The organism is Pleomorphochaeta sp. (genome assembly GCF_050031695.1).
Taxonomy (GTDB): domain Bacteria; phylum Spirochaetota; class Spirochaetia; order Sphaerochaetales; family Sphaerochaetaceae; genus Pleomorphochaeta.
Genome location: NZ_JBNAIC010000011.1, coordinates 1 through 19,883, shown reverse-complemented (window position 1 = coordinate 19,883; position 19,883 = coordinate 1). Strand labels below are relative to the sequence as shown.

The following is a 19,883-nucleotide window of genomic DNA, read 5'->3' as shown; positions in this document are numbered from 1 at the left end:
CCGTTATACTCCTGATTAGTTTAGAGGTAGTTTCTCTTTCTTAGCGATTAGCTCTTCATCCCTTTCGGTTAGAGGAACTTGTCTACCATTATTGTCGTAGACCGACATATCTAATGCTAGGCCACGAATTTCTTGAACAAGTACATTAAAGGCTTCAGGCATACCAGCAGCAGTTGAAGGCTCTCCTTTTACGATACTTTCATAAATCTTAACACGACCTGTCATATCATCACTCTTGATTGTTAATAATTCTTGCAGTGTATTTGCAGCACCATAAGCTTCAAGAGCCCAAACTTCCATTTCTCCCAATCTTTGTCCACCAAATTGAGCTTTACCTCCAAGTGGTTGTTGAGTTACTAATGAATAAGGTCCTGTTGCACGAGCATGCATCTTATCATCTACTAAGTGGTGTAACTTAAGATAATAAATATATCCACAGAATACTGGGTTTACAAATTCAACCCCTGTTCTACCATCAAATAAAACTTGTTTACTATTTTGAGGTAATCCAGCATCAATCATTTTTTGTTCGATTTGATCCATTGTTGCACTTTGGAATACTGGTGTTGAGAACCATTCATCTAAAGCTACAGCAGCCCAACCAAGTTGAGTTTCCATTAACTGCCCAATGTTCATACGAGATGGAACACCTAAAGGATTAAGACAAACATCTAATGTTGTACCATCAGCCATAAATGGCATATCTTCTTCTGGCAAGATTCTTGAAACAACACCCTTGTTTCCGTGACGACCAGCCATCTTATCCCCTTGTCTTAACTTTCTCTTAGTTGCAACAAGAACTTTAACTGATTCTTCTACACCAGGTGGTAATTCATCATTATTTGCTTTTGTTAAGCGTTGTACATCAATAACAGTACCAGAAGTTCCATGAGGAACTTTCAAGGAAGAGTCACGAACTTCTTTAGCTTTTTCACCAAAGATTGAATTTAATAATTTAAATTCAGGAGTTGTATCACCTTCACTCTTAGGAGTAACTTTACCTACTAAAATAGCTCCTGGAGTTACATATGTACCAATTCTAACAATACCATCTTCATCTAATTGTTCTAACATCTTTTCACTAGTATTAGGAATATCACCTGTTAATTTTTCAGGTCCTAATTTAGTTTCACGGACATCAATTGTATATTCTTTAATATGTATTGAAGTAAAAATATCTTCTCTAACTACTTTTTCACTGATTAAAACAGCATCTTCATAGTTATAACCATTCCAAGGAACGAAACCTACTAATATATTTCTACCTAATGCTAATTGTCCTCTATCAGTTGCAGGACCATCAGCTAGTACTTCACCTTTTTCTACATGTTGACCAACACTTACTAAAGGTTTTTGGTTCATACAGGTATCTTGGTTAGTTCTAGAGAACTTTTGTACTTCATATACATCTACAATTCCATCAATTTCAACTTCGTCCGGTTTAATAATGATTTTTGTTGAAGAAACATAATCAATAACACCAGCTCTAGTAGATTTAATTAATACACCAGAATCATATGCAGCTTTTCCTTCCATACCAGTACCAACACGAGGTGTTTCTGGGAATAATAGAGGAACAGCTTGACGTTGCATGTTTGAACCCATTAAAGCTCTGTTTGCATCGTCATGTTCTAAGAATGGAATTAATGAAGAAGCAACAGAAATAACCTGTTTAGGACTTACGTCCATATACTTAATTTCTTCAGCAGTTCTTGTTGCATAATCACCACTCTTTCTTACTGGAATTTCTTCTTCTAAGAAATTACCTTCAGCATCAATTTTAGCTGAAGCCTGAGCAATGAAGAACTTTTCTTCATCATTTGCATCTAAATATTTATAATCTTTTGATGCAACACCATCTATAACTTTTCTATATGGAGTTTCTAAGAAACCATATTTATTTATTCTTGTATAGTTTGCAAGAGAAAGAATAAGACCAATGTTTGGACCTTCAGGAGTTTCAATAGGACACATTCTACCATAGTGAGTGTAGTGTACGTCACGAACTTGGAAACCTGCACGGTCTCTTGATAAACCACCAGGACCTAAAGCTGTTAATCTTCTTTTATGGGTTAACTCTGCAAGAGGGTTAACTTGGTCCATGAATTGTGATAACTGTGAAGAACCAAAGAATTCTTTAATTGCAGCAACAATTGGCTTGATTGAAACTAAATCTTGTGGTCTAACACTATCATTTTCAAGGTTCATTCTATCTTTTGCAATTCTCTCCATTCTTGAGAATGCAGCTTTAAGAGAATTTTGTAATAACTCACCAACACATCTAATACGTCTATTACCAAGGTTATCAATATCATCAATATGATATTTTTTTTCATCTTGGTTAGAATATACTTTGATTAAATAATCCATTGTATTAATTATATCTTGTGATGTTAATACTGTATTACTTGTATCTTCTTCTTCATCTTCAGCTGCATCTGTACCAAATTTCTTGTTAAATTTGTAACGACCAACAGCTCCTAAATCATAGCGTCTAGAAGACATAAACATATTAGGAAGATCTTTTTCAGCTCTTTCTACAGCAATCATTTCACCTGGTTGTAAAACATTGTAAATAGTTGAAAGAACAGCTTCCTTAGTTGGTTCACCATTTTCGTCTAATGCAAATTTAGAGTTTTGTTCATTTTCTAAACAGTTTAGAATCATTGGGTTTTGTAAAACACCTTCAGTTTCTAAATCAACAATAGATAATTGTGTAATATTATAAACTTTTATTAATTCTTCAATTTCATGAGGGTTTAACATAGAACCTGCTGTTAAGAAAAGTTTTTTACTATCTTTTCCATTTTCATCAACAGTATCAACCCAAATATCCTTAGCAAGATATCTAGAATCTAGATAGTCAAAAACTTCAGGATCATCTTTTAATTCAACTTCATTTATATTGTAGAATCTTTCAATAATTGATTCACGAGTATTTACACCAATAGCTCTTAAGAATAATGTTGCTAAAATTCTTTTTTTTCTATCTATTTTTGCATAAATCAATTTCTTTTTGTCATCAATTTCAAATTCTAACCATGCACCACGGTATGGGATAATTCTTGAAGAGTAAATTTCTTTATCGGTTTTTTCATAAGAGAAAATAACACCTGGAGATCTGTGAATTTGAGAAACAACAACACGTTCTGCACCATTGATTATAAAGGTACCACGGTCAGTCATTACAGGAATATCACCAAAGAAAATTTCTTTTTCTCTGATTTCTCCATCAGGTAATTCTAAACTAATTGTTGCTTTTACTGGAACACTATATGTGCGACCTTTCTTCTTACATTGAGATTCAGTTAATTTTTGATTTTGAAAATCAATAACATAATCGTTGTAAACCAAACGCATTTCACCATTTGGACTTTCAATTGGGAAAATACTTTGGAAAACTTCTTCTAAACCAGAATCAGAATTATCAGTCATCACTGAGTTCTTTAAACTTTGATTATAGTGTAAAAAACGTTCATATGAATCTAATTGTACACCAATTAAATTTGGTAGTTCACAAACTTCATAGAATTCAGAACCAATGTATGTGCGTTTTATGGATTTGCCGGCGGCACCCATTATCTACCCTCCACGTCAAAGATCTAAGATAAACTTAGGCGGTGTATAACACCTATCTCCCCCTAAGGGGAATGAAAAGACACGTTTAGCCACCAAGATTTGGTGGCAATGCCTTTATTTAAAATTTTGGCTAAAAAAAACAAAGCCTGACCCGGCAAGCCGGGCCTGACGATATTTCTTATTCAGCAGGAACAAGTTCAACAGTTGCACCAGCTTCTTCAAGTTGAGTCTTAAGAGCTTCTGCATCTTCTTTGCTAACTGCTTCTTTAACAGTTTGGTTACCTTCTTCAACCATAGTTTTAGCTTCTTTAAGACCAAGACCTGTAATAGCACGAACAGCTTTAATACAAGCAATTTTCTTCTTAGCGTCAGCAGCTTTTAATACTACGTTAAATTCAGTTGGTTCTTCAACAGCAGGACCAGCTGCAGCAGCAGGACCAGCAGCAACAGCAGCAGCTGCTGTTACACCAAACTTTTCTTCCATCATTGAGATTAGTTCTGATACTTCAAGAACACTCATGTTTGCGATTGATTCTAAAATTTCTTCTTTAGTAGCCATATTATCTTCTCCTTAATATGATATTTTTCTTCACAACAATAGCAGGTTACAAAAACGTGAAGACTAATGTTGTTTATTTATTATTCTGCAGTTTCGGCAGCGCCGTCACTGTTTTTTTCTACATATGCAAGCAATGTTGCAGCAAGTTTTTGTACTGGAGCTTTCATTGTGCCCATTAATGAAGCTAATAATTCAAGTCTACCAGGTAGTTTACTAAATGCTTCGATTTCAGCAGAATCAAATAATTTGCCATCAATTTTTGCACATTTTACAACCATTGGAGCACCATCATTTTTTGCTTTGAAAACAGCCTTAGCTACTTCATTTGCAGTATCATCTTTAGATAAAGCAATAGCAGTAGGACCTACAAATACGCTATCATCAATTTCAAGACCTAAGTCTTTCATAGCTAATTTTGCAAATCTGTTTTTTACAACACGATATGCGCCATCATTATTTAATAATTCTTTACGTAAATTTGTAATTTGTTCTACAGTCATTCCTCTATAGTCAGTAAAAATGAAACCACTATATTGTTCAAACTCATCTTTTAATTCTTTAACAGCATTTTCTTTAGCTGGAGTTATGCGTGTTTTATAATCCATTGCAAGTACCTCCTAGTTTGCCATGAAGTCTTTGACCGACACATGAACACCAGGGCCCATTGTGGAGGACAAAGCTAATGAAAGAACGAAATCGCCTTTTGCATCAGCAGGCTTCTTACGAACAATTTCCTTAAGAGCAGTTTGAGCATTTTCACAAACTTTCTCAGGATCCATGCTTACATGACCAACAGCCATGTGAACCACACCAGTCTTATCAGAACGGAATTCTACACGACCTTTTTGTAATTCAGCTAAAGCTCCTTTGATATCAAATGTAACTGTTTGAGTCTTAGGGTTTGGCATTAAACCTCTTCTACCTAAGATAGGACCTAAACGACCTACATCTTTCATCATATCAGGAGTTGCAACTGCAACATCAAAGTCTAACCATCCGCCACGAATTTTATCAATTAAGTCCATATCACCAACATAAGTTGCGCCTGCTGCTTTAGCTTCGTCAACTTTATCACCTTTACAGAATACTAAAACACGTTTTTGTTCACCGAATTGATGAGGTAAAACACATGTATCACGTACTGTTTGGCTTTTCTTTAATGATAATTTAACTGATAGTTCAACTGTTTCATCAAATTTTGCGAATGCAATTTCCTTAACTAATTTAGAAGCTTCATCAAAAGTATATAGATTTTCATTATCTACTTTTTTAGCTGCTTCAAGATATTTCTTTCCGTGCTTCATATTAGTTCTCCAATTCTACGCCCATACTTCTACAAGTACCTGCGACGATTTTTTTCGCTGCTTCGATGTCATTTGCATTTAAATCTGGCATCTTAACATTTGCGATTTCTGTTAACTGAGCATCAGTGATTGTTCCAACTTTATCAGTATGAGGAACGCCACTACCTTTAGCAAGGCCTAAAGCCTTTTTAATAAGTACTGCTGCAGGTGGAGTCTTTAAAATAAAAGTAAAACTCCTATCAGAATAAACAGTAATGATAACAGGAAGAATTAGTCCAGGTTCATAAGACTTAGTCTTATCGTTAAACTGCTGAACAAATTGTGGGGCACTTACGCCATGAGGACCCAAAGCTGGACCAATTGGTGGTGCAGGGGTCGCCTTTTGAGCAGGACACTGTAATTTAATTACAGCTGTAACCTTTTTCTTTGCCATAGTTTTTCTCCTTACGTAGCTGAGCTTGGTCTGAGCTGACCGATAATTCGAGCTCCTACGCTGGTTATAACGCCTGTCATACGATCAGGCTCCCACCTTTTCAATTATAAAAATTGAAGAGGAGTGTAAACAAAACAATTAATTTTATAAAAAATCAATAATTTTATAAACTGCAATAGTTTAATTATATTAAAAAAATTGTAAAATATTATTTTACAAATTTTTCAACTTGTTCAAAAGTTAATTCAACAGGTGTAGATCTACCAAAGATTCCAACACTTACAACAATTTTATTTTTTTCTAAATTAACTTTTTCAATTTCACCAGAGAATGTATCAAATGGGCCATCAATAATTCTAACAGTTTCACCTACTGAGAAGTTTTGACGAGGTTTAAATACCTTATCTGCAGGTAATTCTCCGGTTTTTCTAAATATTCTTTTTACTTCTTCTGCATGTAAAGGTTTTGGTTTAGCTCTTTCAGAAGAGGTTAAAAAACCTGTTACACCTTGAATTCTTTTTATTTCAGCACACCATTTAGCCCAAGAGTTTTCAGGAAGATCTAATTCTACTAAAATATAACCTGGTAGTATTTTTTTCTTTACTTCTTTTTCTTTGTCATTTTTAATTTCAATAACAGTTTCAAAAGGTACTTTTACTTCAGAACAAACTTCAGCAAAACCAGGGTTATTTTCCCTTAATCTGTTAATTGTTCTTTCAATTTTTTGTTCATACCCAGTGTAAGTATTAACAACATACCAACCTTTAGCCATAATCCGTCCTTTAGAAAATTAAATATAAACCTTGAAGTAATAGGTAATCAACAAGACCTAAAACAGCTGCAAAAATAATAACAGATACTAAAACAACTCTAGTTGAAATTAAAACTTGTTCTCTTGTTGGCCAAACTACTTTTGAAAGTTCTTGACGAGATTCTTTAAAAAATTTTCTAATTTTACTCATATTATCTCCCTAGAATATATTAATAAATACATATTAATATTTGAAAAATCTTAATTTTGGCGCATCTAGAACACCATTTTACTTGAAATTTAACACACCATATAATAATGCTTAAATCCCAGCAAAAGGATTTTACTGAGATTTTATCGTGATTTCCCATAATAATCAATACGAGAAGCCAACAGGTCAGGTAGGATTCGAACCTACAACACCCGGTTTTGGAGACCAGTGCTCTAGCCATTGGAGCTACTGACCTGTTCGCTTCTCGATTAACTTTAGGAACTAGACTATTTTATTTTTGCTTCTTTGTGCAATGTATGTTTGCGTTCAAATGGGCAATATTTATTAAGTTCTAATTTTCCTGGTGTATTACGACGATTTTTTTCTGTTGTATAATTCTTTTGGTTACAAGAAGTACACTTTAATGCAATCTTTTCAACAGGTCCCTTTTTCTTTGATGCCATATCCTAACTCCTTAGCAAGTTATATATATATCTTGTCATAATATATCTAATCATTATCTTATAGCCCTCAAGCAGATTTGAACTGCTGACCCCCACCTTACCAAGGTGGTGCTCTACCCCTGAGCTATAAGGGCAAATAAATTACCTTTGCATATAAAAACTCAATACATGCGAAAGTCAACATACCAAACACAATTCTTTTTGTCAACCGACTTTAAGTTTTAATTCTGTTTTTTTTATTATTTTTTTTATTATTTTAAATTATATTCTCAAATCATATATAATAGGTATCTTGTAACAATAAAATCTTTATTATATTTTATTCATATAACAAATTCCTTTAAAGGAGACAGAAATGACAAACACACAGAAGACACGTTTTGGAAAAACTTCTAATGATATTGTTCAAGATTATGCTGAACACTTAAAATATACATTAGATGCTGATATTTTTCACAACACTAAAGAAGGTCATTATTATGCCCTTGCCTTATCTATTATGGATAGAATTGTTCATCAATTACACCAAAGTAGAGAAACCCAAAGAAAGAAAGATGCAAAAAGAGTATATTATCTTTCCCTTGAATTCTTAATGGGTAGAGCGATGACCAACAATATAGTTAATCTTGGCATTGAAAAAGAAGTAAAAAAAGCATTAGCTGAACTTGGAAAAAGCTATGAAGAACTACAATCTCAAGAACCTGATGCAGGGCTTGGAAATGGTGGTTTAGGTAGATTAGCTGCTTGTTTTTTAGATTCACTAGCTACTTTAGAAATTCCAGCATTTGGTTATGGTATTAGATATAACTACGGAATCTTTAAACAATTAATAAAAGACGGATGGCAAGAAGAAGTTCCAGACAGTTGGTTAAAAAACGGAAACCCTTGGGAAATACCTAGAAATGATTTAAAATTCCCTGTTAGATTTGGTGGAAAAGTTGATGTAATAAACAGCAACGGAAAAGATGTATTTAATTGGAACGGTGGTGAAGTTGTAACTGGAATGGCTTATGATATGCCTATTGTAGGTTATGGTTGCAAAACTATTAACACTTTAAGATTATGGAGCGCAAAAGCTGCAGAAGACTTCAATTTCCAAGAATTTAATGAAGGCGACTACACTGAAGCAGTTAGAGCAAAAATAACAGCAGAAAATATTTCTCAAGTATTATATCCAAATGATACAGGTTATATGGGAAAAGAATTAAGATTAAAACAACAATACTTCTTTGTATCTTGTTCATTACAAGATATCATTAGAAGATTCAAACAAAAAGAAAGCCATAAATGGTCTGACTTCTCTAAGCTTGCAGCTATCCAATTAAATGACACACACCCATCTTTAGCAGTTCCAGAATTAATGAGATTGTTACTTGATAGAGAAAATCTTAGCTGGGATGAAGCTTGGGAAATTTGTGTTGATACTTTTGGTTATACTAACCACACTCTAATGCCTGAAGCTTTAGAAAAATGGTCATTACCTATGCTAGAAAAACTATTACCAAGACATGTTCAAATCATTTTTGAAATAAATCATAGATTTTTACAACAAGCTGCTTCATTCTTCCCTTTAAAACCACAAATGCTTAGTAAAGTTAGCATTATTGAAGAATCTACTCCTAAAATGGTTAGAATGGCTAATTTATCTATCATTGGTTCACATAGTACTAATGGTGTAGCAGAATTGCATAGCAAATTATTAAAAACTAATATGTTCCCTGAATTTAATTTAATTTTCCCAGATCGCTTTAATAATAAAACTAATGGTATTACTCAAAGAAGATGGTTATTAGATTCAAACCCTGAATTAGCTTCATTGATTACTGAGGCAATTGGAGATGAATGGATTTTAGATTTTTCTAAAATAAAAAATTTAGCTCCTCTTGCAACTGATAGCGCATTCCTTGATGATTTTGCAAAAATCAAAAAGAACTGTAAAATAAGTGCTGCAAATTTCTTAAAAAATGATTCTAATATCATAATTGATCCAAATACTATGTTTGATACTCAAGTAAAAAGAATTCATGAATATAAAAGACAGCTTTTAAATGCAATGAACATTTTACTTATCTATACTAAGTTGAAAAATAGAGAAATAAAGAAAGAAGATATGGAACCTATCACTTTCTTATTTGGTGGTAAATCAGCTCCTGGTTATGTAAACGCTAAATTAATTATTAAGTTCATTAATAATTTATCAAAAACAATTAATAATGACCCTGCTGTAAATGATGTATTAAAAGTATTCTTTATGCCTAACTACAGAGTCTCTCTTGCTGAAAAAATTATTCCTGCAACGAACCTAAGTGAACAAATTTCAACAGCTGGTACTGAGGCTTCAGGAACAGGTAATATGAAATTTATGGCTAATGGTGCATTAACTATAGGTACTTTAGATGGTGCAAATGTAGAAATGGCAGAAGAAGTTGGCAAAGAAAATATGTTTATTTTTGGTAATACAGAAAAAGAGATTGCGGCTTTAGCTCCTACATACAATCCTTATGATTTTATTTTAAATAATGATTCTATTAAAAATATTGTTGATTTAGTCACAAGTGGTTATTTCAATATTGGAGAACCTCATATTTTTGATCAATTAACTAAATCTTTATTAGAAGAAGGTGATAGATATTTCCTATTTGCTGATTTAGATATGTATAATGTCGCTCACACAAAGGCTAGAACTTTATATAAAAACAATCGAAAAGAATGGAATCAAAAAGCTATCTTAAATATTGCAGCTTCAGCTAAATTTTCTTCTGATAGAACTATTAATGAATATGCAAAAGATATCTGGAATGTTAAACCTTGCCCAGTTAAAAAAGCAGCTCAAAAAGAAACAGCTGTTGATAATGCTAAAAAATTCTAAATTCTATTTTGATTAATTTTGAGATATAATTATAAAAATAAGTAAATTATATTTCATTATTTATAAACTATTTTAAATTTATTTAAATTGTTTTATACAAACAAATTATTATAAAACCAAATGTAATATTTTACATTTGGTTTTTTATTTTTTATACTAAATTTTAATAATTAATTTTTTCTTTAATTTTTATCAAACCTTATTAATAATATAACATTTAAATATTTATCATTGACTTTTGTAAATAAAATATCCATAATACTTATATGATATCAAATTGATATCATATGGAGGATATTATGGAAAATATAAAAGACAAAAAGGCAAAATCAATGAAAGGCGGATTAGGTCTATTTTTACTTATTTTATTACAAATTTTTATTATAATTATCACATTTAGTTCAATTGGCTTAGGATCTATTATTCCACTTATTTTTTGCTCATTATTAGAACCATTTATTATATTTTTATTTACTGGTTTAAAAGTATTAAAACCAAATTCTGCTAGAGTTCTTACCTATTTTGGTAAATATGTTGGAACATTAAAAGGACCAGGATTTTTCTATGTAAATCCTTTTTACACAAGTGCAACTGTAGGATTAAAAAAAGCCGAAAGAAAAGATTCTAAAGGGAATTCTGTCAGTTATGATAGTCCAATTAAAAAAATGTCTTTAAAAACATTAACTTTAAATAATCAAAAACAAAAAATTAATGATTCAATGGGGAATCCAATAGAAATTGGAATTGTAGTAATTTGGAAAGTTGTTGACTGTGCAAAAGCTGCTTTCTCTGTTGAAAATTATTTTGAATTTTTATCAATTCAAAGTGATAGTGCTTTAAGAACCATTGTAAGAAAGTATCCTTATGATTCACCTGAAGATGAAACTAAATTATCATTAAGAGGAGATTCACAAGAAATATCTGAGAGCTTAAAAAACGAAATACAAGACAAGGTTAATGTTGCCGGGCTTGAAATCATTGAAGCTAAAATTACTCATTTAGCTTATTCTCAAGAGATTGCAGCCGCTATGCTTCAAAGACAACAAGCTGCTGCAATTATTGATGCTAGAAAAATGATTGTTGATGGGGCTGTATCTATGGTACAAATGGCTATCGAACAATTAAAAGAAAATGAAGTCCTAGAACTTGATGAAGAAAGAAAAGCTGCAATGGTTAGCAACTTATTAGTTGTACTTTGTGGAAATAAGGATGCTCAACCAATTGTAAATTCAGGAACTTTATATTAGATTAAGAGAAATTACTCCATCCTAAGTGATGGAGTAAACTAATAAATATTATGAATGAAAAAAAGAAACCCCAAAGAAAACAAATACCACTTAGATTATCTTCATCGTTATATGACGATATAGCACAATGGGCTGAACAAGATTTTAGATCTGTTAACGGCCAAATTGAGTATATCCTAAACGAATGCGTAAAAAAACGTAAAAAACGTTTAAAAATAGAAGTAATTGAAAAGGAAGAATTAGATATTATCGATGAATAATTAATTAAGAATATTAATAAACCAATCAATTATTGGTGGGATAAACTTTATTAAAATTGGAGCTAAAATTAAGCTTGGTAAAAAATTTGCGGTTTTAATTTTTTTAATTTCTAACAAATTAAATCCAATCATTATAATCATAACCCCTCCGGCTGCTGCTAACTCTGTTATACCAGCATCACCTAATATGGGAGCAATTGCAGACCCTAATAAAGTAAAAAAACCTTGTACTATAAAAATAACAATGATGCTAAACATAACACCAATTCCATATGTTGCTGAAAAAATAATACTCATACTACCATCTAAAAAGCTTTTTACTAATAGTAATTCATAGTCATGGGTTGTTCCGGCTTGAATTGAACCTAAAATAGTCATTGCGCCAGCACAAAATAAAACAGAAGCATTTAAAAAGCCTCTAGCAAAAGAATCCCCTTCACCCTTTTTCACTGTCATTTTTTCTATTTTAGTTCCTAAATTATATATTCCTTCATGGATATGTAAATAAAAACCAATCATTCCCCCAATTATTATAGAGAAAAGCAGTACTACATAAGAATCAGTACCAAGCCCCATTGAAAAACCAATTAATAAAGTTACTAATCCCGCAGATGTTTCTACTATATGCTTAAATTCTTTATTTATATGATTTCTTATAAATAAGCCAATTATAGACCCAATTAAGACAGTTATACAGTTAATTATTGTTGCAATCATAATTATTAAACTATAGTATAATAATCACAGTTTCAAGAGGAATTAAAGTGTTTAATATTATTTTAGCAGCAGGTCTATCATCGAGAATGGGATATAATAAACTTTTATTAAAATATAATAATAAAAGTTTAATTGAACATCAAATAAAGGCATCTTTTGAAGCTAAACTAGATGTTATTGTTGTTACAGGTTGTTTTAAGGATGAAATAGAAAAAGAAATTATAAAATTAAAAAAGAAATATAAAACTAATATTTATGTAGCTCATAATGAAAATTACAATTATGGACAACTATCATCTTTGATTGTTGGAGTTAAAAAAACACTAGAATTAAAAAACGATTCTCCATATTTTATCAGTGTTGGAGATATACCTTTTTTAAAAAAAGATGACTTTTTAAATCTTATTCCACATTTAAATAATCATGATGCATTAAGACCTTTTGTAAATGGAACCTTTGGACATCCGGTATTAATAAATAACAACATTAGCAAAGAAATTATAGCTTTAGATTTTAAAAATAAAAATGAAGGCCTAAGATCTTTCTTAAAAAAGAAAGATACTATAGCCTTCAATTCTAATAATATTGCTTATATTCAAGATATTGATACTAAAGAAACTTATGAAAGACTTATTTCTAGTACATCATTAGAATAAGTTAAATGTATGTAAGAACCTTCTTTAAATTTCCCTTTTAACAATTCTTTAGCCAAAGGATTTTCAACTATTCTCTGAATAGCTCTTTTTATCGGTCTTGCTCCAAAATTAGGATTATATCCTTCTTCAAATAGTTTATCTAACAATGTATCATCCCAACTTAAATGTAGCTGTTTAGTTTCTAATCTATTTTTTAATTCTTCTAATTGTAAAGAAACTATTTTTTTAACTTGTGCTTCTCCAAGTTTATTAAAGACTACTATTTCATCAATTCTATTTATAAATTCTGGTTTAAATGCACTTTGAATTGCTTGATTAACTTTTAGGATAGATTCATCTTCATTTATGTCACTTAAAAGAAATTGAGATCCCAAATTACTTGTCATAATAATTATAGTATTTGTAAAATCAACGACTCTACCTTGACCATCAGTTAGTCTGCCATCATCAAGTACTTGTAATAAGACATTAAAAACCTCAGGATGAGCTTTCTCAATTTCATCAAATAGAATAACTGAATAAGGACGCCTTCTTACAACTTCTGTTAATTGTCCACCTTGATCATAACCAACATATCCAGGAGGGGCACCAATTAATCTACTAACTGAATGCTTCTCCATATATTCGCTCATATCAATTCTCTCAAGAGCTTTTTCACTATCAAATAATAGTCTTGCTAAAACTTTTGCAAGAAGAGTTTTCCCTACCCCTGTAGGCCCTGCAAATAAGAAACTTCCTAATGGTTTATGTTCATCAGAGATTCCTGTTTTATTCCTTCTAATAGCATCACTAATTGCATTAATTGCATTCTTTTGACCAACAACTTCTTTAGATATAGTATCTTCAAGATTGATATATTTCTCCATTTCGCTTTGTTCCATTTTATTTATAGGTATACCAGTCCAATTACTTACTATTCTTTCTAAATCTTCTTCAGAAACTTCTTCTCTTAATAGTGTTTTTCCATTTTTCTTTAAATCCTCAATTTTCTTAGATAATAAATCTATTTCCATTAATAAATTTGGAAGTTCTCCATGTTTTATTTGTGCAGCAGTTGCTAAATCTCCATCTCTTTCAGCAGATTGTTCTTTAGTTTTTAATTCTTCTACTTTTACCTTTTTAGCCCTTAATTCATCTATAGATTTTTTTTCATTTAACCATTGAGCACTCATAGCATCTATTTTAGATTGTATGTCAGCTAACTCTTGTTCAATTTTTTTTAGTCGATCTTTGCTTAAGGTATCTTTTTCTTTGGATAAAGCTTGTTTCTCAATATTTAACTGTAAAGCTTTGTGTTGAAGTTTATCTAACTCTTCAGGTTGACTTTCTATTTCAATTTTCAATTGGCTAGCAGCCTCATCTACTAAATCAATTGCTTTATCTGGTAAAAATCTATTTGTAATATATCTATTGCTTAATACGGCAGCAGCAACTAAAGCCTCATCTTTTATTCGAACACCATGATGGACTTCATATTTTTCTTTTAACCCTCTAAGAATTGCAATTGTATCTTCTACACTAGGTTCTTTAGTAAAAACAGGTTGAAAACGTCTCTCAAGAGCTTTATCACTTTCAATATATTTCCTATATTCATCTAATGTAGTTGCTCCAATTGTATGTAATTCACCTCTAGCTAAGGCGGGTTTTATCATATTAGAAGCATCAGTAGATCCCTCAGCAGCGCCTGCACCAACTATTGTATGAAGTTCGTCAATAAACAATATAATGCTACCATCACTGTTAGTAATATCTGTAATAATAGCCTTAAACCTTTCTTCAAACTCACCACGATACTTCGCACCTGCTAATAAAGCACCCATATCTAATGCAAGTATTCTTTTATTTCTTAATGAATCTGGAACGTCATTTGAAACTATTCTATTAGCTAATCCTTCTACAATAGCAGTTTTACCTACTCCAGGCTCTCCAATAAGTACAGGATTATTTTTAGTCCTTCTTGAAAGAACTTGCATGATTCTTCTTATTTCTTCATCTCTTCCAATTACAGGATCAAGTTTACCATTTCTTGCTAATTTTGTTATATCTTTACAATATTTTTCTAAACTTTTATATCGGGATTCTGGATCATTAGAAGTTATTCTTTGACTACCTCTAATATCTTTTAAAGCTTCCATAACATTATTTCTGTTTAAGCCTAATTTAGTAAAATCATCTTTTAATGGTGAATTAGAATTTAATAAAGCTAAAAGAAAATGTTCTGTACTAACATACTCATCTTTAAATTTATGACTTTCTTTTTCTGCATCCATTAATATATTAGATGCTTCTTGAGATAAATTCTGACTAGTATTTCCACCATATGCTTTTGGCAAATTATTAATTCGATTAGTAACTATATCGATAACAGATCTTGGTGGTACTCCAATTTTTTCAAAGAGAGGAGATAACAAGCCTTCTTCTGCATTTAATAATGCTAATATAATATGCTCTGTAGTTATTTGAGGATTACCGTTTTCATTAGCTATTGAATATGCAGACTGAAGTGCTTCTCGCATTTTAATTGTCATTGTTTCAATATTCATTTCTTTTTCCTTTTTACTCGCCCCTAGTAAATAAAAAAATAATAATAAATTTATAAAACGACAACTTTGATTTTCGGAATCTTATTTATTTGGATTTCTTAAAAAATTTAGATAAGTAGAAATTAACTCTTTATTTTTATTTGCATCTTTTAATTCTAAAAAAGCTAACTCAATACAAAAAGACTCTAATAATAATGAAAGATGTTCTGTTACTAATTCAATAGAAGTTCCCTCTTTTATATCACCATTATCAATTCCTAACCTTAATAACCGTTTAAATAAAATATTTAACTTCGCAGTCCTTCTTAATATTACTTGATTAAAATCAGTACCTTCTTTACGCATTACAAACATTACATCTACTAGAGAAGTTAATTCTCCAATGTGCTCAACACCAGAATCAATTATATCTGAACAAATAGCAATTATTCTATCTAAAACATTTTCATCAGAATCCCAAGCAAATTTTCCATATTTTTCAAACATAGCATTTGTAACTAACTTAACTGCATAATAGTAAATTTCATCTTTATCTTTAAAATATTGATAAATAGTAGGTCTAGAAATACCACATTCTTGAGCAATCAATGATAAATTTGAATCTTTGTATCCTTCCTTAGCAAAAACAACTAAAGCAGTTTGCAATATTTTTATTTTTCTAGATTCATGATCAATTTTCTTTGGCATTTCTATATTTCCTTTATTTTTTTATTTTGACATTTTTATTACTTTATGTATTATTATGCATCATAATATTATACAACTCAACATTGTTTATTAAAAAAAACTTCAAAAATAAAGAAAAATGCATATAATTTAAAAAAATAATTATTAGATAAATAACATTTTAATATAAAAAAGAATCCCAAGCTATTAATATTAGCTTAGGACTTTAATAATTTATAGTTTTTCACTCATTGTTGCTACAATTACAGCCTTAATAGTATGCATTCTATTTTCAGCTTCATCAAAAACAACAGAATGTTTTGACCTAAATACTTCATCAGTTACTTCCATTTCTTTTAGGCCATATTTTTCAAAAACCATTTTACCAACAGAAGTTTCTAAATCATGGAAAGAAGGAAGGCAGTGTTCAAATAACACATTCTCGTTATTAGATGCTTTTACTAAGTCCATATCTACTTGATAAGCTTTTAATAATTTTATTCTATCTTCCATCATATCTTCTTCACCCATTGAAACCCAAATATCTGTATATATAACATCAGCATCTTTAACTGCTTCTTTTGGATCCTGAATAACTGAAATTTTAGCTCCACTTATTTTAGCAGCAGCTTGAATTTTTTCCATCAATTTTGCATCTGGAATTAATTCTTTTGGAGTTGCAACACAGAAAGTCATCCCAACTTTTGCAGCACCTATCATTAATGCATTTGCAACATTATTTCTCCCATCTCCAACATATGTAAACTTAATGTCCTCTAAAGCTTTGCCACTATGTTCTTGTACTGTTAAAAAATCTGCTAAAACTTGTGTTGGATGATCATCATCAGTTAGTCCATTAAAAACAGGAACGCCACTGAATTTAGCAATATCTTTTACTAAATCCATACTATATCCTCTATATTGAATTCCATCGTACATACGTCCTAGAACATTTGCAGTATCCTCAATAGATTCTTTTTTACCCATCTGACTATTTGTTAAAAAAGTAACACCACAACCTTCATCATTAGCTGCAACTTCAAATGAACAGCGTGTTCTTGTTGAAGTCTTGTCAAAAATTAGTACAAGATTTTTATTATCTAATAATTTACCTGATAATGCTTTATCATATTCTTTATTCTTTTTTTTGTTTTTTAATTGCTTTGATAATTCAATTAAATACAAAATTTCATCTTTAGAATAATCTAATAATGATAAGAAACTACGTCCTTTTAAATTTACTTTTTCACTCATATATTTACCTCATTAAATATAGTATTTATTTTTTATTCAATTATTTATATATTATTATCTTCTTCTTGATCACTTTCATCTAAATCTTCTGCTAAACTTAACTTTTTATTCATAACACGTGTTCTCGTTCCTAATTGATCTATTGATGAACTAGCTTGATTTAATTTTTGCTGAACTTTTTCTATTTGTAAAGAAAATCTTTTAAACTCAGTTTTTACACTTGATAAAATATTCCATACTTCTTCACTTCTTTTCTCAATAACTAAAGTCTTAAAACCCATCTGTAAGCTGTTAACTAGTGCAGCAAATGTAGTTGGACCACTAACTACTACTTTATAATCTTTTTGAATATTATCAATTAACCCATTTATACTTAAAATTTCTGCAAATAAGCCTTCAATAGGAATAAAAAGAATCGCAAAATCTGTAGTATTAGGAGGATCAATATATTTATTATTTATGTCTTTAGCTTCACTAATGATTCTATTTTTTATAGCTTTCTTTGCTAAAGATATTTTTTCCTTATCTCCATTTATTTGATACTCTTGAAGCCTTTCATAGTCTTCTTTAGGGAATTTAGCATCAATAGGTAAATATATTTTATTTTCCCCTTTTCCAGGTAAAATTATTGCAAATTCAACTCGATTATTTGATAACTTCTTCGTCGCTACATTTTTTTCCCATTGAGATGGAATCAAAATCTGTTCTAAAATATTTTCAAGTTGATATTCACCCCAAGTTCCTCTAACTTTTACATTCATTAATATTCTAGATAAATCACCAACATCATTAGCTAGTTTTTTCATTTCTCCTAAAGAACTATGAACTACTTCTAATTGAGAACTTACAACCTTAAATGATTCTCCCAATCTTTCATTAAGAGTATTTGTTAACTTTTTATCAACAGTCTCTCTAATTGATTCTAACCTTAACTCATTATCTTTTTGTATCTTTTCTAATTGATTATTAACGTCTTGTGTTAGCTTATCATTTCTTTTTTCTACATTATTTAAAGAAGAAATAAGCCTTTGATCAAAACTTTGTATTTGGTCAAATAAACCTTTTCTTTGATTTTCTAGTATTTGTAAGAGTTCTTTTCTAGTTTCATTATTTTGATTTAAAAGTACATTTAAAGTTGATTCATCTGTTGATGCTTTAGAATTTTTACTTTTAAAAAGTAAAACAATGACTAATAAAATCAAAATAAGATTTATTATTAAAATAATTACATTTATGTTCATTATATATAGGATAACATTAACTTTAATAAATAAAAAGGAATGCAAATAAATTTGCATTCCTTTTAAACTTTACTTTACAAGTACTACTTCACCATTTGGATATTTCTCTGCTACCCAAGCTGCGACTTTATCACTCTTTAAAGCAGCTACTAAGGCATCAATTTTTGCAGACTCAGACCCTTCTTTAATTGCAATTACATTAACATATGGAGACTGAGCACCTTCAATTAATAAACCATCTTTTGTTGCAATTAATCCAGCAGGTATTGCATAGTTACCATTAATTACTGCAGCATCAACATCTCCAATAATTCTAGGTAATGTTGCAGCTTCTATCTCTTTAAACTTATAGTTTTTAGAATTTTCTGCAATATCAAAAGGAGTTGCTTCTAAACCAGCATTTTCATTTAACTTAATTAAACCAGCACTTTCTAATAATAATAAAGCTCTTCCTTCATTAGTTGGATCATTTGGAATTGCAATAGTTGCACCATTTTGTAAATCTTCTAAAGAATCAACTTTTGAAGAATATAATGCAATTGGCTCTACATGAATTCCACCAGCTGATACTAAATGTGTATTATGTTCAGTATTAAATGTTTCTAAGTATGGTAAATGTTGAAAGAAGTTTGCATCAATTTCGCCACTTTCTAATGCTTCGTTTGGTGTTACATAATCAGTGAATTCAATAATCTCAAGTTCATAACCTTGAGATTCTAAATCTTCTTGAATTAAAGTTAACATTGCAGCATGAGGTTCTGGAGTTGCTCCTACGACAATCTTGTTTGAAGACGCTTCTTCTTTTGCCCCACCAGCAAATAATGCTGAAGCTGTTACCAATACAATTAATAATGTTGCAATTGATTTTTTCATTTTCTTTTCCTTATTATTTTTTGGATATACTTATCCTATATTCGTTCTATTTAATTTGATTATAATATATTTTTTGAATTTATGTAGATATAGATAATTATGCCCGATTGGGCATCATAATACGAGACATCATTGTAGTTGTGAATAAAGAATAACTATTTATAATCATGATACCTCTCCTATGAATTTTCTTGTAATTAACATATACCGTTTTAATCATTAATTCAAGTATATTTATACACTTTTTGCATATTTT

18 protein-coding genes and 2 tRNA genes are annotated in these 19,883 nt (G+C 30.4%); 4 read left to right on the top strand and 16 right to left on the bottom strand.

Features of this window, described 5'->3' with window-relative positions; translation table 11 throughout:
• Positions 1 to 15 precede the first annotated feature (15 nt).
• The 10 genes from rpoB to ACPKM0_RS01225 all read right to left on the bottom strand — a co-directional run bounded on the left by rpoB (position 16) and on the right by ACPKM0_RS01225 (position 7,435).
• A complete protein-coding gene (gene rpoB, locus ACPKM0_RS01270; protein WP_472472982.1) occupies positions 16 to 3,579 on the bottom strand; it encodes a DNA-directed RNA polymerase subunit beta in 3,564 nt (1,187 codons plus the stop codon).
• A 178-nt stretch (positions 3,580 to 3,757) separates the two neighbouring features.
• Positions 3,758 to 4,138 (bottom strand): 50S ribosomal protein L7/L12, encoded by a 381-nt coding sequence (gene rplL / locus ACPKM0_RS01265; RefSeq protein ID WP_472472981.1) that lies wholly within the window; start codon positions 4,136 to 4,138, stop codon positions 3,758 to 3,760.
• 80 nt (positions 4,139 to 4,218) lie between these two features.
• Entirely contained in the window at positions 4,219 to 4,743 is a 525-nt protein-coding gene (gene rplJ / locus ACPKM0_RS01260) for a 50S ribosomal protein L10 (protein WP_472472980.1), read from the bottom strand.
• A gap of 12 nt (positions 4,744 to 4,755) precedes the next feature.
• On the bottom strand, positions 4,756 to 5,442 hold the full coding sequence (rplA, locus tag ACPKM0_RS01255) for a 50S ribosomal protein L1 (RefSeq protein WP_472472979.1): 687 nt from the start codon (positions 5,440 to 5,442) through the stop codon (positions 4,756 to 4,758).
• Position 5,443: 1 nt separating this feature from the next.
• A complete protein-coding gene (gene rplK / locus ACPKM0_RS01250; protein WP_472472978.1) occupies positions 5,444 to 5,875 on the bottom strand; it encodes a 50S ribosomal protein L11 in 432 nt (143 codons plus the stop codon).
• 208 nt (positions 5,876 to 6,083) lie between these two features.
• Positions 6,084 to 6,647 (bottom strand): transcription termination/antitermination protein NusG, encoded by a 564-nt coding sequence (nusG, locus tag ACPKM0_RS01245; protein ID WP_472472977.1) that lies wholly within the window; start codon positions 6,645 to 6,647, stop codon positions 6,084 to 6,086.
• Positions 6,648 to 6,657: 10 nt separating this feature from the next.
• Positions 6,658 to 6,837, bottom strand: coding sequence for a preprotein translocase subunit SecE (secE, locus tag ACPKM0_RS01240; RefSeq protein ID WP_472472976.1), 180 nt, complete (start codon positions 6,835 to 6,837; stop codon positions 6,658 to 6,660).
• Between the two features lie 182 nt (positions 6,838 to 7,019).
• Positions 7,020 to 7,093, bottom strand: a tRNA-Trp gene (locus tag ACPKM0_RS01235).
• A gap of 31 nt (positions 7,094 to 7,124) precedes the next feature.
• Positions 7,125 to 7,301 carry a 50S ribosomal protein L33 gene (gene rpmG, locus ACPKM0_RS01230; protein ID WP_472472975.1) on the bottom strand — a complete coding sequence of 59 codons (177 nt, stop codon included), beginning with the start codon at positions 7,299 to 7,301 and terminating at the stop codon, positions 7,125 to 7,127.
• Between the two features lie 62 nt (positions 7,302 to 7,363).
• A tRNA-Thr gene (locus tag ACPKM0_RS01225) sits at positions 7,364 to 7,435 on the bottom strand.
• Between the two features lie 221 nt (positions 7,436 to 7,656).
• Between ACPKM0_RS01225 and ACPKM0_RS01220 the strand changes: the two genes are divergently transcribed.
• From ACPKM0_RS01220 to ACPKM0_RS01210, 3 genes are all read left to right on the top strand, one after another.
• Complete coding sequence (locus tag ACPKM0_RS01220; RefSeq protein ID WP_472472974.1) at positions 7,657 to 10,170, top strand: glycogen/starch/alpha-glucan phosphorylase; 2,514 nt, start codon at positions 7,657 to 7,659, stop codon at positions 10,168 to 10,170.
• A 308-nt stretch (positions 10,171 to 10,478) separates the two neighbouring features.
• Positions 10,479 to 11,417, top strand: a complete 939-nt coding sequence (locus ACPKM0_RS01215) for an SPFH domain-containing protein (protein ID WP_472473022.1) — start codon at positions 10,479 to 10,481, stop codon at positions 11,415 to 11,417.
• 50 nt (positions 11,418 to 11,467) lie between these two features.
• Entirely contained in the window at positions 11,468 to 11,677 is a 210-nt protein-coding gene (locus ACPKM0_RS01210; protein WP_472472973.1) for a type II toxin-antitoxin system antitoxin, read from the top strand.
• On the opposite strand, the gene ACPKM0_RS01205 is transcribed toward ACPKM0_RS01210, so the two are convergent.
• Positions 11,678 to 12,394: a DUF554 domain-containing protein gene (locus ACPKM0_RS01205; protein WP_472472972.1), complete on the bottom strand. Its 717-nt coding sequence runs from the start codon at positions 12,392 to 12,394 to the stop codon at positions 11,678 to 11,680.
• A gap of 47 nt (positions 12,395 to 12,441) precedes the next feature.
• Here ACPKM0_RS01205 and ACPKM0_RS01200 point away from each other — a divergent pair, with 47 nt between their 5' ends.
• A complete protein-coding gene (locus ACPKM0_RS01200) occupies positions 12,442 to 13,050 on the top strand; it encodes a nucleotidyltransferase family protein (protein ID WP_472472971.1) in 609 nt (202 codons plus the stop codon).
• Here the strand turns inward: ACPKM0_RS01200 and clpB are convergent.
• The 5 genes from clpB to ACPKM0_RS01175 all read right to left on the bottom strand — a co-directional run bounded on the left by clpB (position 13,014) and on the right by ACPKM0_RS01175 (position 19,627).
• Complete coding sequence (gene clpB, locus ACPKM0_RS01195; protein ID WP_472472970.1) at positions 13,014 to 15,593, bottom strand: ATP-dependent chaperone ClpB; 2,580 nt, start codon at positions 15,591 to 15,593, stop codon at positions 13,014 to 13,016. The two genes, ACPKM0_RS01200 and clpB, sit on opposite strands and share 37 nt — an antisense overlap.
• 81 nt (positions 15,594 to 15,674) lie before the next feature.
• Positions 15,675 to 16,280 (bottom strand): TetR/AcrR family transcriptional regulator, encoded by a 606-nt coding sequence (locus ACPKM0_RS01190; RefSeq protein ID WP_472472969.1) that lies wholly within the window; start codon positions 16,278 to 16,280, stop codon positions 15,675 to 15,677.
• A gap of 213 nt (positions 16,281 to 16,493) precedes the next feature.
• The gene (gene argF, locus ACPKM0_RS01185) at positions 16,494 to 17,513 is read right to left on the bottom strand and encodes an ornithine carbamoyltransferase (RefSeq protein WP_472472968.1); all 1,020 of its coding nucleotides are present in this window, start codon (positions 17,511 to 17,513) and stop codon (positions 16,494 to 16,496) included.
• A 44-nt stretch (positions 17,514 to 17,557) separates the two neighbouring features.
• Entirely contained in the window at positions 17,558 to 18,754 is a 1,197-nt protein-coding gene (locus ACPKM0_RS01180) for a DNA recombination protein RmuC (protein ID WP_472472967.1), read from the bottom strand.
• A gap of 69 nt (positions 18,755 to 18,823) precedes the next feature.
• The gene (locus ACPKM0_RS01175; protein WP_472472966.1) at positions 18,824 to 19,627 is read right to left on the bottom strand and encodes a MetQ/NlpA family ABC transporter substrate-binding protein; all 804 of its coding nucleotides are present in this window, start codon (positions 19,625 to 19,627) and stop codon (positions 18,824 to 18,826) included.
• Positions 19,628 to 19,883 lie beyond the last annotated feature (256 nt).

Bases quoted from the DNA above. Each gene is read 5' to 3' on its own strand.
- argF (WP_472472968.1), bottom strand. From the start codon at position 17,513: ATGAGTGAAAAAGTAAATTTAAAAGGACGTAGTTTCTTATCATTATTA.
- ACPKM0_RS01205 (WP_472472972.1), bottom strand. From the start codon at position 12,394: ATGATTGCAACAATAATTAACTGTATAACTGTCTTAATTGGGTCTATA.
- rpmG (WP_472472975.1), bottom strand. From the start codon at position 7,301: ATGGCATCAAAGAAAAAGGGACCTGTTGAAAAGATTGCATTAAAGTGT.
- ACPKM0_RS01190 (WP_472472969.1), bottom strand. From the start codon at position 16,280: ATGCCAAAGAAAATTGATCATGAATCTAGAAAAATAAAAATATTGCAA.
- ACPKM0_RS01220 (WP_472472974.1), top strand. From the start codon at position 7,657: ATGACAAACACACAGAAGACACGTTTTGGAAAAACTTCTAATGATATT.
- nusG (WP_472472977.1), bottom strand. From the start codon at position 6,647: ATGGCTAAAGGTTGGTATGTTGTTAATACTTACACTGGGTATGAACAA.
- secE (WP_472472976.1), bottom strand. From the start codon at position 6,837: ATGAGTAAAATTAGAAAATTTTTTAAAGAATCTCGTCAAGAACTTTCA.
- rplJ (WP_472472980.1), bottom strand. From the start codon at position 4,743: ATGGATTATAAAACACGCATAACTCCAGCTAAAGAAAATGCTGTTAAA.
- clpB (WP_472472970.1), bottom strand. From the start codon at position 15,593: ATGAATATTGAAACAATGACAATTAAAATGCGAGAAGCACTTCAGTCT.
- rplA (WP_472472979.1), bottom strand. From the start codon at position 5,442: ATGAAGCACGGAAAGAAATATCTTGAAGCAGCTAAAAAAGTAGATAAT.
- ACPKM0_RS01175 (WP_472472966.1), bottom strand. From the start codon at position 19,627: ATGAAAAAATCAATTGCAACATTATTAATTGTATTGGTAACAGCTTCA.
- rplL (WP_472472981.1), bottom strand. From the start codon at position 4,138: ATGGCTACTAAAGAAGAAATTTTAGAATCAATCGCAAACATGAGTGTT.
- rpoB (WP_472472982.1), bottom strand. From the start codon at position 3,579: ATGGGTGCCGCCGGCAAATCCATAAAACGCACATACATTGGTTCTGAA.
- rplK (WP_472472978.1), bottom strand. From the start codon at position 5,875: ATGGCAAAGAAAAAGGTTACAGCTGTAATTAAATTACAGTGTCCTGCT.
- ACPKM0_RS01210 (WP_472472973.1), top strand. From the start codon at position 11,468: ATGAATGAAAAAAAGAAACCCCAAAGAAAACAAATACCACTTAGATTA.
- ACPKM0_RS01180 (WP_472472967.1), bottom strand. From the start codon at position 18,754: ATGAACATAAATGTAATTATTTTAATAATAAATCTTATTTTGATTTTA.